The sequence below is a fragment of the Paraburkholderia sp. SUR17 genome (assembly GCF_029536165.1).
In the GTDB taxonomy this organism is placed as follows: Bacteria; Pseudomonadota; Gammaproteobacteria; order Burkholderiales; family Burkholderiaceae; genus Paraburkholderia; species Paraburkholderia kururiensis.
The window spans coordinates 1,399,626-1,417,351 of the sequence record NZ_CP120508.1; the positions used below are offsets into that span (position 1 = coordinate 1,399,626).

Here is a 17,726-nt window from a genome sequence, read left to right on the forward strand (position 1 = left end):
TATGTCGTCCGCGGCGGGCGTTGCTGAACTGCGATGCATGCGCAAATCGTTTGCATCAGGGTTTGCACGAGGCTAATGGCCCGACATGCAATGAGCGTTGCCCGGCGGCTTTGCGTGAGGTTTCTTTTACACAGTGCGCGACGTGAGGAAAAAACCACGCAATGCGAAGATCGGAAGAAAGCTTAATGGAGCGTTTCCTGATCAGGCGAGAAGCGCCCAAACCCTTTTCTATCAAGGCCTGGAGAGGCTGCTTGAGGCATATCAAAAGGTCCGCGGAAGGGAACAGCTACGGTGAAGCGGCATTGGGCGCGAGCACATTGCTCTTATTGCCTGTCGAGCTATTCAGTTAATGACTGTGTGGTCGTTACTACACAGAAGACTTCAACAACGTACAAGCGACCATTTCCCATGAGCATACTGACCGTGCCATGCGCGAGCCCCCGCCTGGAGGAGGGCAACGCCGACCGCACACGCGACGCGCACGCGTCTGAAGCACGCCGGCAGGCGACGCTCGATTCTCTGAAAATACTTCATACATTGCCTGAGGACGCCTACGAACGGATCGTGCGGCGGGTGAGCGAATACTTCGATACGCCGGGTTGCCTGATTTCGTTTGCGACGCACAACCAGCAGTGGTTCAAGGCGAAGGTGGGTGTGACGATCGAAACGGCACCGCGCGAATCGTCTTTCTGCCAGGCGGCGCTCGAAACGGACGGCGTCTATGTGGTGCACGATGCCACGAAGAACCCGCGCTTTGCCGAACACCCGTTCGTCGTGGGCGAACCGGGAATCCGTTTCTATGCGGGCGTGGCGCTCGTGTTCGGCGAAGCGCAACGCATCGGCACGCTGTGCGTCATCGATACGAGGCCGCGCGTGTTCGGCCCGGCCGAAGCCGCGGCGCTCGAAGATTTCGCCGCGCTCGTGGTGGACGAGCTTCGTCTGCGCGCGCAGACGCTGCGTCTCGAAGCGGAACTGCAGCGCCAGCGTGAGGCGGAACAGGCCGCGCTCGCCTCGCAGAAAGCGCGTGCCGATTTCCTCGCCATGGTGACGCACGAGGTGCGCGCACCGCTCAACGCCATCGCGGGCGCCGTGTCGCTGATGTGCCAGTCGGGCGGCGCGGAGCCCGACGCATTCGCCGCCGAGGCGCTGCGCGATTCGACCGAGCACCTCATGCGCCTGCTCAACGAAGTGCTGGATCTCGCGAAGCTCGAAGCAACCGGCTTCACGTTCAACTACGAGCCCTTCGATCTGCGGCGCGAACTGCGCTGCGCCGTGGCGAGCGTGAAGGGGCAAACGTCGGCGAAGACGGTGAATCTCGGACTCGACATCGACGCGAGCGTGCCCCCAGCCGTGATGGGTGACCGCACGCGCATCGCACAGGTCCTGATGAACCTGCTTTCCAACGCCATCAAGTTCACGGCGCAGGGCACCGTGACCGTGTCGGCCAGCACGCGCGCGCGTGACGATCAGGGCATCGATCTCGTCATCTCGGTCGCGGATACGGGCATCGGCATGGACACGTGTGTCGCCCGCAAACTGTTCGGCAACTTCGAGCAGGCCGGCGCCGACGTGCGCACCCGCTATGGCGGCACGGGGCTGGGGCTTGCCATCTGCCGCAAGCTCCTTGCCGGCATGGGCGGCAAGATCGACGTGACGAGCGCGCCGGGTGCGGGCAGCACGTTCACCTGCACGATTCCCTCGGTGGCCGCGAACGACGCGGTGTCCGCCCCGCCGAACCAGTCCGCCCCGTCCACCCCGGCATGCACGTTCAGCCGCAGCGACCAGCTCGTGCTGATTGCCGATGACGACGACGTGAGCCGCAAGATCGGCCAGGCTTTGCTGAAGCGGCTCGGCTATCGCGTGGAAGCGGTATCGAACGGCCGCGATGCACTCGCCGCGCTGCGCACGAAGCCGTTCGACCTCGCCGTGCTCGACATCAACATGCCCGATCTCGACGGCGTCTCGCTTGCGCGCGAATTGCAGGCGCAGACGGAGTTCGGCTCGCCGGTGCCGCTCGTGGCGCTCACGGGCGACGCGAGACCGCTCGACGATCCGCGCACCGCTGTCTTCGACGATTACCTCCTCAAGCCCGTGAGCCCCGAAGCGCTCGACCGTGCGATCGTCAACGTGCTCTCGCGCCGCGACTGTGCCGCGGCGCCGGCCTGCCTCGAGTCGAAAGCGTGATTGCGCCTGCCTCCTGCGCCGGCGAGGCCGTCGCCGCGAAGCCTTATCGACGCTGCATCGGATGGATCGGCACGACGGCGCTCGCCATGGGCGGCAGCAACCAGAGCCTGTTTCTGATCGCCGCGCTGTTCGCGGGCCAGGGTGATATTCCCGGGCAGGGCAGCGCCGCGGTCCCCTTGCTGATCGTGGGCCTGCTGCTCAGCTACGCGGCGCTGCCCGGCTGGATCGAACTCGTGATGATGTCGCCCCGGCGCGTGGGCGGCATTGCCGCGGCCTGCACCGAAGCATTCGCGCCGTATGGCCGCATTCTCTCGACACTCACGGGCACCTGCTACTGGTGGGGCTGGGTGCCCACGTGCGGGTTGACCGCGATTCTCTCGGCCACGGCGATCCACGAGTGGTACCTGCCCGACATTGCAGTGCCCGTGCTCGCCTGTTCGCTGGTCCTGTTGTTCACCGCCGTGAATCTGCTGGGCATTCGCTGGGTCACGCGGCTCGCGGTGCCCATCGCGACCTGTTCGGCCTTGCTCGCTTTCGTGTCGGCGCTTGCGCCGGTGCTCACGGGCGCCACCGACTGGCATCGCGCCGTCGACTTCCATCTCACCACGCCGTTCGCCGGCTGGTTCGGCAACGTCACGTCGTTGATGGCGGGGCTTTATCTGATCGGCTTCGCGGCGCCGGCTTTCGAAGCCGCGGCGTGCCACGTGGCCGAAACGCGCGACGCCGGGAAGAACGTGCCGCGCGCCATGAAGGCGAGCGCCGCGATGGCCTCCGTCTACTTCGTCGTGCTGCCGCTCGTGTGGCTCGGCACGCTGGGGCCGCAGCCGCTCGGCGGCGATCTGGGCCAGGTGCTCGGGCCCACGTTTGCGCCCGTGTTCGGGGCGCTGGCTAAATCGGCGGCCATCTGGTTCATGATGTTCAACATGTTCCACGGCACGATGCAGCCGCTCGCGGGCGCCGCACGCACGCTTTCGCAACTGGCCGACGACGGACTCGCGCCGCGCTTTCTCTCGACGCGCAATCGCAACGACGTGCCCGTCAACGCGACGCTCGTCACCGCGGGCTTCGCGATTGCGTTCCTGCTGATCGGCGATCCGATCTGGCTCGTGGCTGCGGCCAACTTCACGTACCTCATCGGCATCGCCGCGCCGAGCGTGGCCGTGTGGCTGCTTCGCCGCGACGCGCCGCACGCCGTGCGCGTCTATCGTGCGCCGCGCTACACCATCGGCCTGGGTCTCGCGGCGGCCTGCGTGTGGGCGGTGGCGACCGTGCTCGGCTTCGAGCAGTTCGGATTGCCGACGGTCGTGTTCGGTCTTGCGATGGCGTATTCGGGCGCCGCCGCCTATGCGTGGCGACGGTGGGAAGACCGCCGGCGCGCGGGCCTGCCGGGCATTGCGCCGACGCTGCACCTGCGGCTCACGGGCGCGATGCTGCTCGTGCTCGCGCTGGACGGTGCCGGCTACATGCAGGCCGTGACACTCCTGCCCGCCACCCATCTGCACTGGCGCACCGTGCTCGAAGACATCTTCGTGATGGTGGCGATGCTCACCATCACGGTGGGCATCGTATTGCCCGGGGTGATCTCGCACTCGGCCGAGGAAATCAGCAAGGCCGCGAAAAAGCTGGCGACCGGTACGCTGCGCGATTTTTCCGCGGCCATGAGCGCGCTGGGACGCGGCGACCTGGACGCGGCGCACGCGGCCATCGACATCCACCGCGTGTACGTGCGTTCGCGCGACGAGATGGGCGAAATGGCCCACAGCTTCAACGCGATGCAGACGGAAGTGGCCAACGCGGCGGTGAGTCTCGTGGACGCGCGCGAAGGGCTGCGCAATGCTCGCGAACGTCTGACGGTGGCGAACCAATCGCTGCGGCAGAAGATTGTCGAACAGCAGCAGCTGGCCGAAGAACTGATGGCGGCGAAAACCGTCGCGGAAGTGGCGAACGCGGCGAAGAACCAGTTTCTCGCACGCATGAGCCATGAACTGCGCACGCCGCTCAACGGCGTGGTGGGCGCGGCTGATCTGCTGCTCGATCTCAACCAGACCGGCGAGCAGTACGCGCTGCTCATGAGCATTCGCGAGTCGGGTACGGCGCTCAAGAGCGTGATCGACCAGATTCTCGACGTGGCGGAGATCGGCGCGAACACGCTCAATATTCGGCGCGAGGCGTTCGACCCGATGGCGCTGCTCGACGCCGTCGCGGCGCACTATCGCCGGCAAGCCGAGGCGAAGGGCCTCACGCTGTTGCACCAGAGCTTCGGGCAAGCGTGCCGCGTGCTCTCCGACCCCGACCGCGTCGGGCAGATCGTGGCGAATCTGCTGTCGAATGCCATCAAGTTCACGGCAGAGGGCGGCGTGATGTTGTCCACCGCGTTGTCCACCGCGGCGGCCGCCCGCGGCGTGCATGGCGCGGATGCCGCGGATGGCGTGGTGCTCACCATCGTCGTGAAAGATACGGGGCCGGGCATTGCGCACGGCGCGCGTGAGACGATTTTCGCGTCGTTCGCGCAGGCCGACGAAACGCGCACGCGCGAGCACGACGGCGCGGGCGTGGGCCTCTTCCTCGTACGCGAACTCGTCAAACGGCTGGACGGACAGATTCATCTCGACAGCGAGCCCGGCCGAGGGACCACCTTTACCGTCGTGCTGCCGTTCACGCTGGCCCAACATTCCTCTGCAGCCTCCACCCACGCACACGTGCCCTCCGCTGCACGCGACGAAGGCGACCCCATGACCTCCCACAACGATCCGCACGCGCGGGCCTTGCCGGCGCGCACGACGGTGCACGACGCGCCGCGCATCCTGCTGGCCGAAGACAACCCGACGAACCAGGCCGTGGCCATGGCTTCGCTGCGCCGGCTCGGGCTGGCCGCGCAACTGGCGGGCGACGGCGAAGAGGCGGTGCGGCTCTTCGGACAGCACCGCTTCGACCTCGTCCTCATGGACTGCCACATGCCGAAGATGGACGGCATTGCGGCGACCGCGGCCATCCGCACGCTCGAAGCCGCGCGCGGCACGGCCAGCGTGCCCATCATCGCGATCACGGCCGACATGACCTCGGCCAACGTCGTGCAATGTCGCTCCGTGGGCGTGACGGCGATCATGGCCAAGCCGTTCACGTTCGCGGACTTTTCCACGGTCGTGAAGGCGCATCTGAAGGACGGCGATCTGTCCGCTGCCGCGGGGACCCTGGCGGCCCCGGCGGCCATCTGCGAAGCGGTCCGCGCGGCGGCGGCCATCGACCATGCCTGCATCGACGCCTTGCGCGAACTCGCGGACGAAGACGGCCCCGACGTCGCGCTGGACATCGTCTCCACCTACCTCGACACGGCGTCGCAACAGGTGAGCGCATTACGCACGGCGCTGGAAGGGGGCGTCTGGATGGAAGTGGCGCGGCTCTCCCACACCCTTATGTCGAGCAGCGCCTACGTCGGCGCCATGGGCTTTTCGCGGCTCATGAAGGAGACCGGGCAGCAGGCGCGGGAGGGCCGGCCCGACGACAGGGACGCGGCCTCCGCCCATATCGGAGCCGTCTACACGTGCGTTCATGCGAGCCTTGCCGACCTTCTCGTTCATGGGGGCGCACATGATTGACGCGCCGACAGCCGGCAGTGAGTGGGCCGTGCTCATCATCGAAGACGATCCCGTGCAGCGCGGCACCATGCAAGCCATGGTGCGCAAGCTCGGCATGCGCGGTCTGGCGGCGGCCACCCTGAGCGAGGCACGCACGCATCTGCAGAACGACGACGTGCGCATGGTGCTGCTCGATCTGCGTCTGCGGGACGGAACGAGCCTCGACGTGTTGCACTCGCTCGGCAACGATTCGGTGCCGCGCACCGTGATTCTCGCCAGCGGCTGCGACGAGCGCACGCGCAATGCGGTTTCGCGTATCGCCGAGGCGCGCGGCGTCCACGTCGCGGGTTCGCTGTGCAAGCCGATTTGCGAAGACCGCCTCGCCGCGCTGCTGCGCGCCGGGCGCGATGCCGCTGCCGTGGCGCAGCCCATCCACGACGCGCCCTGCCATTCCGACGACGTGCTGTGCGCGCTGACCGCCGGGCGCATCGTGCCGTACTTCCAGCCCCAGGTGTCGCTCAGCACGGGCCGGGTGGTGGGTGTCGAAGCGCTCGCGCGCTGGCAATCGGACGAGCACGGCACTATTGGGCCTGAACGGTTCGTGTCCGTCATCGAAAGCATGGGGCAGGCGCGTGCGTTCACGGCGCTCATGCTGAAGGCGTCCCTTGCCGCGTGCGCGCGCTGGCGCAGCCGCTTTCCGGAGGTGAGCGTCGCGGTGAACGTGTCGCCTTCGGTGGTCGATGCGACGTTTGGCGATCTCGTCAGAGGCTGTCTGCTCGAGTCTGCGGTGCCGCCGTCGTCGCTCGTGCTCGAACTGACCGAGGGCAGCGCGCTCAGCGATTCCATTGCCGTGGGCAACGTGCTCACGGGCCTGCGCATCGACGGCGTGGGTTTGTCCATCGACGATTTCGGCACCGGCTATTCGTCAATGCTTTCGCTGCTGCGAATTCCGTTCAACGAAATGAAGCTGGACCGCGCGTTCGTGGGCAGCGCGTTGCACGACATGGACAGCGCGCGGATTCTCAGTGCGTTGATTACCCTGAGCCGCGAAATGGGTGTGACGACGGTGGCAGAGGGTATCGAGTCTGCCGACGTGCGCGACCGGCTGGCCGCCTACGGATGCTCGACGGGGCAGGGCTGGCTCTGGTCGGCGGCGCTGGACGAAGCGGCGCTGCATGCGTGGCTCGACAACGCGGCGCAGTCGCCGGGCGCTGTAGCTGCCGCTGTCACGGCGACGGGGCGGCCGGGAGCATTGCATTGAAAGGAGATGCCAGATGAGAACTACCACTGGGGCCAGCACCACGCGCCACGCGACCACGAGGGCCACGGTGGAGACCGCTCCCATCGTGGACGCCGCTGATGCAGACCCGGCGGCGTACGGCGTCACGGGCGACACGCTAGGCCGGGTCGAAGCGGGGTGCGCTGCGGCCGGCATCGCGTCATGGCAGGCGCTCGTTGCGGCGGCCCGGCGGGGCACGGTCTTCAATGTCGCGTTCGCGGATCGGCGCCCCGCGGAATTCGTGCGCGAATTTTCGGCGCTCGTGCGAGCAAGCGGCTTGAAGTTTCGCGCGGACAGTTCGCTCGATCTGTTTCTCGGCGCGCCCACGTCTCTCGAACGCATGATCGATGGCGGCAGGAAGCCGCACGTCGTCGCGCTCGCGTCGCTCGGCGAAGTGGCGCAAGACGAGAGCGGCAGCGTGGCGCTCTCGGGCGCGCGCCGCTCGGCGGGCATCAGCTATGAACGCCGGCCACGGCCGCGTCCGCTCGCCGGCAAGTCGGTGATGGTGCTGGACGACGACGCCGTTTCGCGCAAGGTGCTCGCCGCGGCGCTCGAACGCGCGGGCTGCACGGTATCGGCGGTGGGCGAAGCGGAAGCGGCCTTCGCCCTGCTGAAAGAGACGCGCCCCGACGTGGTGGTGCTCGACATCGTGCTGGGCGGCACGCTGGACGGCTTCGACTTCTGCCGCGCGATGCGCTCGAACCCGCAATACGCGAACATTCCCGCGATCTTCGTGACGGGCCACACCGAAGCGCAATACCGCGATCGCGCCGCGGCGGTGCAGGCGTCGGCCTATTTCGACAAGCCCGTGAAGGCGAACCGCCTGTGTGCGGCCGTCACGCAGCTTTCGCAGGGCGGGCACGTCGAGATCGAATAGCTGTCCGGCGTTTCGGTTTCACCGTTTTTCGCGAGGAAAACGCGTGCCGCAATCGCGCGTTGCCAACCCTTCGGCAACGCGCGCGAAGGTCGACATTCAGAGATGGGCACCTCGCGCCTTGCAGCCGGCAGGCATGGCGGGCGAGCGGGGTGCGGCAACGCGAAAAGAACAGCATCAGGCGATCTGCCTGCGCGGCAGAAGCGAAGGAGACGCAATGCGCAACAATCTTCCCGTCACGGGCGTGGAGTACGACTATCCGGCGTCGAGCATGCTGGTGTCGGCCACGAATCTTTCCAGTCACATCGAGTACTGCAATCCGGCCTTCATCGAGGTCTCGGGCTTTTCGCGCGAGGAACTGATCGGCCAGCCGCACAACGTGATCCGGCATCCGGACATGCCGCCGCAGGCATTCGAAGACATGTGGGCGACCATCAAGGCCGGCCGCTCCTGGACGGCGCTCGTGAAGAACCGCCGCAAGAACGGCGACCATTACTGGGTGCGGGCCAACGTTACGCCGATCGTGCGGCACGGCGAAACGGTCGGCTATCTCAGTGTGCGTACCCGACCCGAGCGTGCCGAGATTCGCGAAGCCGAGGCGCTTTATGCGCGTCTGCGCAGCGGCCATGCGAAGGGTGTGTGTCTGCGCGGTGGCCGCGTCGTGCATGTGGGCGCGCTCCATGCGCTCGACTTGTGGCGCGATGCGGGACTGCCTGCGCATATCTTCATGACGGGCGCAGTGGGCATGGCTGCCGTCGCATCGCTGTTCGCCTTCGCAGACCGGTTGTCGGGCGCGACGCTCGTGAGCGCCGCGCTCGCGATGGTCGCGGCCGGCACGTGGCTGCCGGCCTGCTTCGTGGCGAGGCGCGCGCAACGCCGCATTGCCGAAGTGGACCACATCGCGGCGCGCATGGCCGCGGGCGACCTCACGGTGGAGGTGCCGGCCACCTCGGGCACGTGCACCAGCCAGACGCTGCGGGGGCTCGCGCAGTTGCGCGTGAGCCTGGTCGCGATCGTCTCCGACGTGCGCACGCAGATCGAACAGATGAAGGTGGCTTCGCAGGAAATCTCCGGGGGCAACATGGATCTGTCGCGGCGTACCGAGGTGCAGGCGGCGTCGCTGGAGGAAACCGCGGCTTCGCTCGAGGAACTCACGGCCACCGTCAAGAGCAATTCCCACGCGGCGACCCAGGCGAACAGCATCGTGGAAAGCGCGCAGACCGCGACGCGTGGCGGGTGCGATGCGATCCGGCAGACGGAGTCCACCATGCAGGGCATCTCGCGTTCGTCCGACCAGATCCGCGCGATCGTCACGACGATTGACAGCATCGCGTTCCAGACCAACATCCTCGCGCTCAACGCGGCGGTGGAAGCGGCCCGTGCGGGCGAAACGGGCAAGGGCTTTGCCGTGGTGGCGGGCGAAGTGCGCGGACTCGCGCAACGCTGCGCCACGGCGGCGCGCGAAATCAAGGAGATCGTGGATACCAACGCGACCGTCGCACAGGCGGCGGGCGAGAGCGTTGCCGGGGCCGCGGGCCGCATGGTCGAAATCGAATCGAACATGCAGCGCGTGTATGCGATCGTCCAGGAAATCGCGAATGCCAGTGTCGAACAGTCTCAGGGCATCGACAGCATCAACAACTCGGTGGTGCAGCTGGACGATGCGACCCAGCAGAACGCGGCACTCGTCGAAGAGGGTGCCGCTACGGCCGAAAGCCTCGCCAATCAGGCGAACGTACTGGATGAGGCAGTGCGCCTCTTTACCTTGCCGAACCAGGTGGCGGTGCGCTCGCGGTAGTCCCTTTTTAGTCCGTTTTTAGTCCCTTTTCGTCCGCGCCTTCCCGCCTGTGGGCGAGACGGCGTCGACGAACCATAAGAAGTCGGCGCGGCGGCCGGGCGTCCACACACGAATGCGGCGCGACGGACGAAGCCGCTGCACGTCACGGTGCAGTGCGATAATGCGCAGCATTTTTCGCCATCGCCGGACGTCCACCTGATGCCTCACGTCAGCCGTTTTCCTGCCTTGTTGGTACGAGCCGTTCTTGCGTGTCTGCTGGCTTCTGCAAGCCTCGCGCAAGCCCATCCTCACGTGTGGGTCGCCTACACGGCGAGCATCCGCATGAGCGGCACCTCCATCGTGGCGCTCGACGAACGCTGGCGCTTTACGGAAGGCTTTCCGGTTCAACTCGTCGGTGTCGGGCAGATGCCGGCGCAGGGCCTGCTCGACGCAGCGCTGACGAAGCGTTTCCATGACGAGGCATTCGTGTCGCTCGCCCATGCTTCGTACTTCACCCATCTTTTCGTCGACGGTAGCGCGCAGGCCTTTGGCGCGCCTACCGGCTTCCAGGTGTCGGTGGAGGACGGCAAGGTTACCTACGCGTTCCGGCTGCCGCTTGCTGCGCCTGTGGACGTGCGCGGCAAGAACGTGGAGCTGGGCGTGTGGGACCCGTCTTACTACGTCGACTACGAGATGGATTCGGGCGAGGCGGTGTCGCTCGGGACTGGCGCCTCCAGTGCCTGCTCGATCCGGTCTTTCGTCGACAAGGCACATCCCATCTTCAATGGCTTCGTATTGCCTCACGCGAGCGCCATCGCATGCTAGTCGATCTGCCTCGGGTTCTGCGTGGTGCGTGCGCCCGTCGCACGGCCGCTTTCGGCCGGACGCTGCGCGGCAGCGTGCACGGTCGCGGACGCGCGGCGCTTACCTCGCTGCTTGCCATGACCGTGTTGTGCGTGGCCTGTGTCCACGCGCATGCCGAAGCGCTGGACGTCTTCGGCCAGCCGACGGGCGCGGCTTCCACCACCGCAGTCACCCCCGCGGTGTCCGACAGCGTAACGGCCGCCCCGTCGTGGTGGTGCAGCGACGTGCCCGATTTCGTGCGGGCTGGCGTCGGCGACTGGCTGCGCTTGCAGGCGGCCTGGAACGGCCGCATCGAAGGGTTCATGGCTCAGTGGTCGCACGGCGCTTCGCTGGCCGCCTGGGCGACGCTCGTCGTCGTCTCGTTCGGTTACGGCGCGCTACACGCGCTGGGTCCGGGCCACGGCAAGCTCGTGGTCGGCACCTGGCTCGGATCTCGTCGCGCGCGCGTCGCGGACGCCGTGCTACTGAGCGCGTGGACGGCCACGGTGCAGGCGTTCTGCGCGATCGGGCTGGTGCTGGGCGCCGCGTGGTTCACGCACGCGGGTCTCATGAGCGTGATGCCGCGCGCCGCGTCGATGGAGACGGTCAGCTACCTGTTGCTCTGCGTGACGAGCGCCTGGGCCATCAGGTCGCGTGGCGCGCGTAACCAATGCTGTGACGAAGCGCCGGTCGTCAGGCTCGCGCGCGACGAAAGCGCGGGCCCGGCGCAGACGGCTTCAGACGCCGTCGACGTGAGGGGCGGCGACGAAGCTGTCGGGGGCGCGTATCTGCGAACCCGGTTGACCCGCGTAGCGCAAGAGAGGCCTCGCCTCGCAGCAGGCGCGAGTCCCGCCCTTGTCCGGGCAACAGCCGACGTCCGTCCGCTTTCGAAAGAACGGGCGCGTTCGCGAATCAGACAGATCGCGACGCTCGGGCTCGCGGCCGGTATGCGGCCGTGTATCGGCGCGATCTTCGCGCTGGTGACGTCGATGGCGAATGGCGCGCTTGCCGCCGGCGTCGTTGCGACCTTCGCGATGGCAACGGGCGTCGCGACGACGGTCGCCATGATCGGTCTTGGCAGCGTCGGGGCGAACCGGACGCTTGCCCGCCTCGCATTGCGTTACCGCATACGTTCGGCGAGAGCAGGGCGCGTGGTGGCGATCGGTGCGATCGCCCTGATTCTCGTGGTCTCTGCGTTGCAACTGGCGCTGTTGCTGAGCGGCGTCAGCGCCAACGCTCTCTCGTAACGCGTGGGCGGCGCGAGGACGCGGGCGAGGGCGCCTAGCTGTGTGCCCGTCCAATCCTGAAGACGCCGACCACCTCGCGCAGTGCGGTGGCCTGCTGCGCCATCGACTGCGCGGCGGCCGACGCCTGCTCCACGAGCGCGGCGTTCTGCTGCGTGACCGAGTCCATCTGGCCCACGGCGACGTTGACCTGCTCGATTCCGGTTCCCTGCTCGTCGGAGGCGGAGGCGATCTCGCCCATGATGTCGGTCACTCGCCGCACGGACTGCACGATATCGGTCATCGTCGTGCCGGCTCTTTCGACCTGCTCGGAGCCTTGTGCGACGCTTTCCACCGAACTCGTGATGAGATCCTTGATCTCTTTCGCCGCGCTCGCGCTGCGTTGCGCCAGCGTGCGCACTTCGCCCGCCACCACGGCGAACCCGCGACCCTGTTCTCCTGCGCGCGCGGCCTCCACGGCTGCGTTGAGCGCAAGGATGTTGGTCTGGAAAGCAATGCCTTCGATGACAGTAATGATTTCGGCAACCTTGCCCGAGCTGCTCGAGATCGCACGCATGGATTCCACGACCTGGTCCACGACTTCGCCGCCGCGCATGGCGACATCACGGGCGTTGCCGGCAAGCGCGTTGGCCTGCTTCGCGTTCTCCGTGTTCTGACGCACCGTGGCGGTCAACTGCTCCATGCTGGCCGCCGTTTCCTGAAGCGAGGCCGCTTGCTCTTCGGTGCGCTGCGAGAGGTCCAGGTTGCCCTGTGCGATTTCGCCCGCTGACGTCGTGATGGCTTGCGCCGAGGTCTGGATTTCGGAAACGATGCCGCTCAGTTGCCGGCGCATCGATTCGAGCGACGCCATCAGGCTGTTTCGGTCGTTGGGCGCCACCGGCACCGGCAGCTCGAGATTGCCCTCGGCAATGCGGCCTGCCACGGTGGCGGCGTCGGCAGGTTCACCACCCAACGCTCGCGTGATGCTGCGCGTAATGAAGAAGCCGAGCGCGACCGAGAGGATGACCGTCATGGTGCCGGCCGCGGCGAGCGTCAGCTTGGTCGACGTCGTCATGCTGGCCACTTCGCTCGAGCGCTGGTCGAGCAGCGACTGCTCGGCCTGATTGAGTTCAGCGGACACGGCACGATAGCGGTCCATGAACTGCTTGTCGTTGCCCTGCTTGAAGTAGTCGATCAACACGTTGGCAGGCTGCGTGCCGGCATTGACGTCGCGCCGCATGGCGATCAGCTTCTCGTCGACGTCCGCCACCTTCTGATGCATCTCGCGCAACGTGTCGAGGCGCTGCTGCTGGGCCGCATTGTCCGCAGTCAGGCCGCGGACCAGCTCGAGCGACGTCGCGAACTGCGCGCGTCCGGTCTTGTACGGCTCCAGAAAGCGGTCCTCGCCCGAGGCGACGAAGCCGCGCACACCGGTCTCCATGTTCACCATGTTGGTGAGCATGTCGTCGTTTGCGCGCAGAACCTGATAGCTGTGAATGTTCCAGCCATTCGCCTGATTGAGCTTCAGAAAATTGAATATCGAGATCACGCTGCCAATCAACGAAATGACGACGACGATACCGAACGCTACGCCAAGCTTTTGGCCAACAGTCATTGATTTCATGCTTTCTTCCTTACGTGTATTGATATTCACTATGTCGGCAGATAAACCGGTTTACTAAAATTCGCGAATTGCGATGTATGAATTTTTTTACCGGGACCACCTGCATTGGTACGGTGTTTTTCTCTGTTGTTCGACATGAAAAAGAAAATTTATTCATCTGAAATGATGGCTCGTGGACGTTATGTTTTTTGCATGGAATGCCATGTCCGTTTTTCCATGGTCCGCATATGGCCTTGGCTCTGGATGGTCGGATAGCCGACCGATCGATTGATGCGGCGAATAAAACGCATTTTGCGAATTTTGTATAAAGATTCAATTTACACGAATGTTTATTGAGGTAATTCTGAATATAACTTTCGAGTGGTATTGATCTATATCAATGTCGCTCGAAATGCCGCTCTTCTTTATTCGCAGATCAGAAGTGTTCCCGGTCATGCGCGGTGTTCGCGGTTTGCGGAACAAGGGCGGGCACGGATGCCGCTGCACGCGTGCGGCTCGGCACTGCGGTGCGGCTCGCGCGCTTCGCCGCCGGGCTGTGATTTTTGAAGTCCATATCGGCAATCCCCATTTTTTCGTCGAATCGTTTTCTGCATCTGTTGTTGCGCGTGGCGCCGGTCAGACTGCGCGGCGCACACGCTTGCCGCTTCAAGGCATGCATCGATCGCCGGAACACGTTTGCTAGAACGCTCCCGACTCCACCGACCGCGCGAAAGCCAGTGCGCTGCCAAGAAGCCCTTCTTCTCCCACGATGGCCGCGCGTATGCGTGCGTCGATGGGGAAGGTTTCCCAGAACGCAGCCGCTTCACTGTCGTGTGCAACGTGGAGCAGCGACAACGCTCCGGTCAGTCGCGCCTGCCGCACCAGCCGTTCGTCTTCGGGATGGCGATGGCCGATGTACGAAGCCATGACGGACCCGCGTTGTGCCGCCAGTTGCGCGAGCGGATCGTCCTCCGGCCGCAACCGGTTGAGGTAGAGGAGCAGGGCGCACCAGTGGATCAGGACATCGATGCCCACGATCGTGAGCGCGGCCTCGATGGAATCCACGACATGGCGTGCCGCCCCGGGCACGGTCGGGGCCGCGGAGGCGAGGCGCAGCAACTGCGCGAGGAGCGGCGGCGTGTCGGCGACCGCCAGGGCAACGCGCGAGTGCGGCGCATTGCCGAGTACCAGTTCGATCACCCGCAATACCGGAGCCGCACGCGGCGACACGTTGCGGGCCCTGAGGGTCTCGGGCCTGCAGAAGAAATATCCCTGAAACAACGACGCGCCGGCATCTCTCGCCGCGCAGAAGTCATCCCAGGTCTCGACTTTTTCGGCGAGGACCGTCTTGCCGGCATCCGCCAGCGTGTGGCACAGCAAAGCCCGGTCGTCGCGCTCGATGAAGGGCCAGTCGAGTTTCATGATGTCGACCTGCGCAAGGATGGGCGCAGCCTTCGGCAACGGGCCTCTTACGTCGTCGAGCGCGATTCTGAAGCCGTTGCGGCGCAGTCTCGCGCATACCGCAATGAGTTCGGCGGTGTGCGCGCAGCTTTCCAGCACCTCGAGCACGAAGCGGCGAGGCGGCAACAGGCGCAGGTACGGCGAGCGCAACACCTCTTCGGTGCAGTTGAGAAACGAGTCTTTGCCCGCCACCGTTTCCTCGAGACCGAGTCCCGTCATGGACGTGGCGAGCACGGAGAGCGTGCTGGCCACCGCGTCCACGATGACGGCGTGATTCTCGAAGCCGCTGCGGAACAGCAGCTCATAGCCGACCACCCGGCATTGCGCATCGACTATGGGCTGCCTCGCCAGGAATGAATAGGCAGGTTTCTCGCACTCGCGGGACACACACGGCTCCTTTGCGCCTGTCGGCGTTCGTATTGCTTGACGGGGGCGGCGCTTGGGACGACGCGGCAACCACGGTATGACTAAGTATCGACCGTGGTGGTCGTTACTTTAATTTTTTCCATTTTTTACCTGCGCAGTGGCGTTGGGATGAGCGCAAAAATGATCCCATAAAAAAGGGCCGGCGTGTAGGCCGGCCCAAAAAAGCCTGTCTGACCGGGGTGTCAGCAGGAGTGTGCAACGGAGCGGAGCATAGCATGAAAGATTTTTGCAAAATTTCAAATTTGCCGAATTTGTTGTTTTTCTGTTTCGTTTCTCATTGATTCAGTATTATTACGGCTACACGAATCAAGGAGCTGCGCGCTCATGAACGAATCGATCCTGACCACGAGTGCGGCTGCGCGTCTGCTGGGCGTTTCCATCCGCACGGTGCAGACGTGGATAGAGCAGGGGATCGTGGCGTCGTGGAAGACGCCGGGCGGTCATCGGCGCGTGCGTCGGGAGGACGTGCTCGCGCTGCGCGAACGTCTGGTCGCGCGCGAATCGTCCACGTCGGTTCCCGTGCTCGTGATCGGCAGCGAAGAGCTGGCGCGCAAGTGCCGCGCCGCGCTGGCATCCTTGCCGGGCGTGAGCGTCACGACCGAGCACGACGCGCTCTCCGGCCTGGTGGCGGCCGGGCGTCTCACGCCGGCGCTGATCGTCGTGGAACTGGGCCGCTCCGACTGGGAGCGGCTTGGTCTCGTGCGGCGCCTCGTCACGTCGCAACTGCTCGCGCACAGTCGCATCGCGGTCGTCTCCGAGGCATCGGCCGAGCAGGTGCGCATCGATCTGGGCGCCGAGCGGCGTATCCAGGTGCTGGCAACGGACTTCGAGCCGGAAGTCCTGACGGAGGGATTGTTCCTGGCGGCTCAGAACAAGCCGGCTGATGTGCAGCCTCTTTATCCTGTGCCGCCCGACGAGGCTGCCCGCTTGCACGCCGTTGCCCGCACACTGCTCGTGGATACGGCGGACGAGCCCGACTTCGACGCCATAGCAAGAATGACCGCCGGCCTGTTCGACGTGCCCATCTGCCTCGTTACGCTGCTGACACCCGACCGGCAGTGGTTCAAGGCGCGCTACGGACTGACGGTGCCCGAAACGCCGCGGGCCTGGGCGTTCTGCAACTACACGATCCTGCAAAAGGACGTGTTCGTGGTCGAGGACGCGACCGCCGACAGCCGCTTCCAATCCAATCCGCTCGTCACGGCGGAACCCGCCATCCGGTTTTACGCGGGTGCGCCGCTCTACGATTACGAGGGCTATGCGCTGGGCGCGCTTTGCGTGATCGACCGCAAGCCGCGGGTACCCGAGCCGTCCCGGCTGCAGACGTTGCAGATTCTTGCGTCGCTCCTGTCGGACCGCATCAATCTGCGCACGCGCACGCGTCAGATCCGCTGGTCGGGCAGGGACTGAGGCCGCCGCGCGAATCAGGCAGGGTGCGGTCGTGACGCAAGTCGACGTGTTGCACCGTGCTGCGCAACGGTCGGGTTGGCTCGCCTGCTTCACGCTTTCCGTCCGGCCATCAAACTGAAAATTCAATGAACGCCGCCTGCAGTGTCTGAATTTCCCGCTCCGCGTTGGCGAGCAGTTGCGATAGCGAGTGCCCGGTCTTCCCGACGTTGCCGAGCAGTTCTTCCATCGTTGTGCCAAGCGTTTTGCCGGGCGGTCCGCTTGCCGCCTCTGCATCGGGCAGTTCCCGCAGGCAGGCAATGGCGCGTTCGAGCACGCGCTGCATATCGGCCGCCACGCACCGCGCGGTTCCCAGATGGCACGGCGACGTCAGCACGAACGTCGTTTCGATCAATTCGGCGACGTCCGTCATCTGCGGCTGCCTTCTCGCAGCGGCGCGTGCCGATTCGCACACGGCCTTGCGCAGCGACGCGATTTCATCGTGCTTCGTTTCGATCGCGGCGATCATCGTGCGAAGCGAATCCGCAAGCGTGCGGAACCGGACCATCTGTGCCGACTTCCAGTCGGCGGTGCCGCCATGCGGCGCGTGCTGCGTGCTTGTCTTCATGTCTCGTTGGGCGCACGCATGTGCGTCTCTCCTGCTAGATGTCGTTCGCGGCGTCGTCTTCCGTACTGGGCTTCACGTGCTCGTCGGCGCTTGCGAAGCAGGCGTCGGGAAAGGACTCGCTCGAGGCGAGACCCCAGGCGAGACCCCAGGCGTGACCCCAGGCGTGACCCCAGGCGTGACCCAAGGCCCTACCTGATTTGTCGGTCCACTTTTTCGTTGCTGAAGGTCCGCCGTTCCGCAACGACGGCTTCGTGTGTGCGGATACGCAAGAGAGGCCAGCGGGGCGTCGGCCGAAGTGGCGGAGAAACGGCGCGCCGCTTCAGGCGATGGAGAGCGGCGTGGCCAGGCCGGCGGTCAGTCTGGCGAAGGTCCGCGAGGGAGGGCGCAGCGCGCGCAAGCGAGCGTAAGCCGGTATAAGCAGACACAAGCAGACACAAGCAGGCGACCTGTGCGCGCCATTCATCGCC

At 65.5% G+C, this 17,726-nt stretch carries 13 protein-coding genes; 8 read left to right on the plus strand and 5 right to left on the minus strand.

What is annotated here, in order from left to right; genetic code table 11:
* Positions 1–408 precede the first annotated feature (408 nt).
* From P2869_RS06265 to P2869_RS06295, 7 genes are all read left to right on the plus strand, one after another.
* Entirely contained in the window at positions 409–2,184 is a 1,776-nt protein-coding gene (locus P2869_RS06265) for an ATP-binding protein (protein ID WP_277597778.1), read from the plus strand.
* Entirely contained in the window at positions 2,181–5,780 is a 3,600-nt protein-coding gene (locus P2869_RS06270; RefSeq protein WP_277597779.1) for an ATP-binding protein, read from the plus strand. The genes P2869_RS06265 and P2869_RS06270 overlap by 4 nt, the downstream gene beginning before the upstream one ends.
* Entirely contained in the window at positions 5,773–7,020 is a 1,248-nt protein-coding gene (locus P2869_RS06275) for an EAL domain-containing response regulator (protein ID WP_017777932.1), read from the plus strand. The genes P2869_RS06270 and P2869_RS06275 overlap by 8 nt, the downstream gene beginning before the upstream one ends.
* Before the next feature lie 13 nt (positions 7,021–7,033).
* Entirely contained in the window at positions 7,034–7,915 is an 882-nt protein-coding gene (locus P2869_RS06280) for a response regulator (protein ID WP_152495166.1), read from the plus strand.
* A gap of 214 nt (positions 7,916–8,129) precedes the next feature.
* Complete coding sequence (locus P2869_RS06285; RefSeq protein WP_277597780.1) at positions 8,130–9,710, plus strand: methyl-accepting chemotaxis protein; 1,581 nt, start codon at positions 8,130–8,132, stop codon at positions 9,708–9,710.
* 198 nt (positions 9,711–9,908) lie between these two features.
* Positions 9,909–10,514 (plus strand): DUF1007 family protein, encoded by a 606-nt coding sequence (locus P2869_RS06290; protein ID WP_033351952.1) that lies wholly within the window; start codon positions 9,909–9,911, stop codon positions 10,512–10,514.
* Positions 10,508–11,779 carry a hypothetical protein gene (locus P2869_RS06295; RefSeq protein WP_277597781.1) on the plus strand — a complete coding sequence of 424 codons (1,272 nt, stop codon included), beginning with the start codon at positions 10,508–10,510 and terminating at the stop codon, positions 11,777–11,779. Before P2869_RS06290 ends, P2869_RS06295 begins: the two co-directional genes overlap by 7 nt.
* A gap of 34 nt (positions 11,780–11,813) precedes the next feature.
* On the opposite strand, the gene P2869_RS06300 is transcribed toward P2869_RS06295, so the two are convergent.
* From P2869_RS06300 to P2869_RS06310, 3 genes are all read right to left on the minus strand, one after another.
* Positions 11,814–13,379 (minus strand): methyl-accepting chemotaxis protein, encoded by a 1,566-nt coding sequence (locus P2869_RS06300; RefSeq protein ID WP_277597782.1) that lies wholly within the window; start codon positions 13,377–13,379, stop codon positions 11,814–11,816.
* A gap of 415 nt (positions 13,380–13,794) precedes the next feature.
* Complete coding sequence (locus P2869_RS06305; RefSeq protein ID WP_277597783.1) at positions 13,795–14,037, minus strand: hypothetical protein; 243 nt, start codon at positions 14,035–14,037, stop codon at positions 13,795–13,797.
* 20 nt (positions 14,038–14,057) lie between these two features.
* Positions 14,058–15,206 carry an EAL domain-containing protein gene (locus P2869_RS06310; RefSeq protein WP_277597784.1) on the minus strand — a complete coding sequence of 383 codons (1,149 nt, stop codon included), beginning with the start codon at positions 15,204–15,206 and terminating at the stop codon, positions 14,058–14,060.
* 363 nt (positions 15,207–15,569) lie between these two features.
* Between P2869_RS06310 and P2869_RS06315 the strand changes: the two genes are divergently transcribed.
* Entirely contained in the window at positions 15,570–16,655 is a 1,086-nt protein-coding gene (locus P2869_RS06315) for a GAF domain-containing protein (RefSeq protein ID WP_277597785.1), read from the plus strand.
* A 109-nt stretch (positions 16,656–16,764) separates the two neighbouring features.
* On the opposite strand, the gene P2869_RS06320 is transcribed toward P2869_RS06315, so the two are convergent.
* The gene (locus tag P2869_RS06320; RefSeq protein ID WP_017777941.1) at positions 16,765–17,259 is read right to left on the minus strand and encodes a hypothetical protein; all 495 of its coding nucleotides are present in this window, start codon (positions 17,257–17,259) and stop codon (positions 16,765–16,767) included.
* Between the two features lie 34 nt (positions 17,260–17,293).
* Positions 17,294–17,443 carry a hypothetical protein gene (locus tag P2869_RS06325; protein WP_277597786.1) on the minus strand — a complete coding sequence of 50 codons (150 nt, stop codon included), beginning with the start codon at positions 17,441–17,443 and terminating at the stop codon, positions 17,294–17,296.
* Positions 17,444–17,726 lie beyond the last annotated feature (283 nt).

Excerpts from the sequence above, each read along its gene's own strand:
- P2869_RS06265 (WP_277597778.1), top strand. The coding sequence starts at position 409 with ATGAGCATACTGACCGTGCCATGCGCGAGCCCCCGCCTGGAGGAGGGC.
- P2869_RS06275 (WP_017777932.1), top strand. The coding sequence starts at position 5,773 with ATGATTGACGCGCCGACAGCCGGCAGTGAGTGGGCCGTGCTCATCATC.
- P2869_RS06280 (WP_152495166.1), top strand. The coding sequence starts at position 7,034 with ATGAGAACTACCACTGGGGCCAGCACCACGCGCCACGCGACCACGAGG.
- P2869_RS06285 (WP_277597780.1), top strand. The coding sequence starts at position 8,130 with ATGCGCAACAATCTTCCCGTCACGGGCGTGGAGTACGACTATCCGGCG.
- P2869_RS06290 (WP_033351952.1), top strand. The coding sequence starts at position 9,909 with ATGCCTCACGTCAGCCGTTTTCCTGCCTTGTTGGTACGAGCCGTTCTT.
- P2869_RS06295 (WP_277597781.1), top strand. The coding sequence starts at position 10,508 with ATGCTAGTCGATCTGCCTCGGGTTCTGCGTGGTGCGTGCGCCCGTCGC.
- P2869_RS06300 (WP_277597782.1), bottom strand. The coding sequence starts at position 13,379 with ATGAAATCAATGACTGTTGGCCAAAAGCTTGGCGTAGCGTTCGGTATC.
- P2869_RS06305 (WP_277597783.1), bottom strand. The coding sequence starts at position 14,037 with ATGCATGCCTTGAAGCGGCAAGCGTGTGCGCCGCGCAGTCTGACCGGC.
- P2869_RS06315 (WP_277597785.1), top strand. The coding sequence starts at position 15,570 with ATGAACGAATCGATCCTGACCACGAGTGCGGCTGCGCGTCTGCTGGGC.
- P2869_RS06320 (WP_017777941.1), bottom strand. The coding sequence starts at position 17,259 with ATGAAGACAAGCACGCAGCACGCGCCGCATGGCGGCACCGCCGACTGG.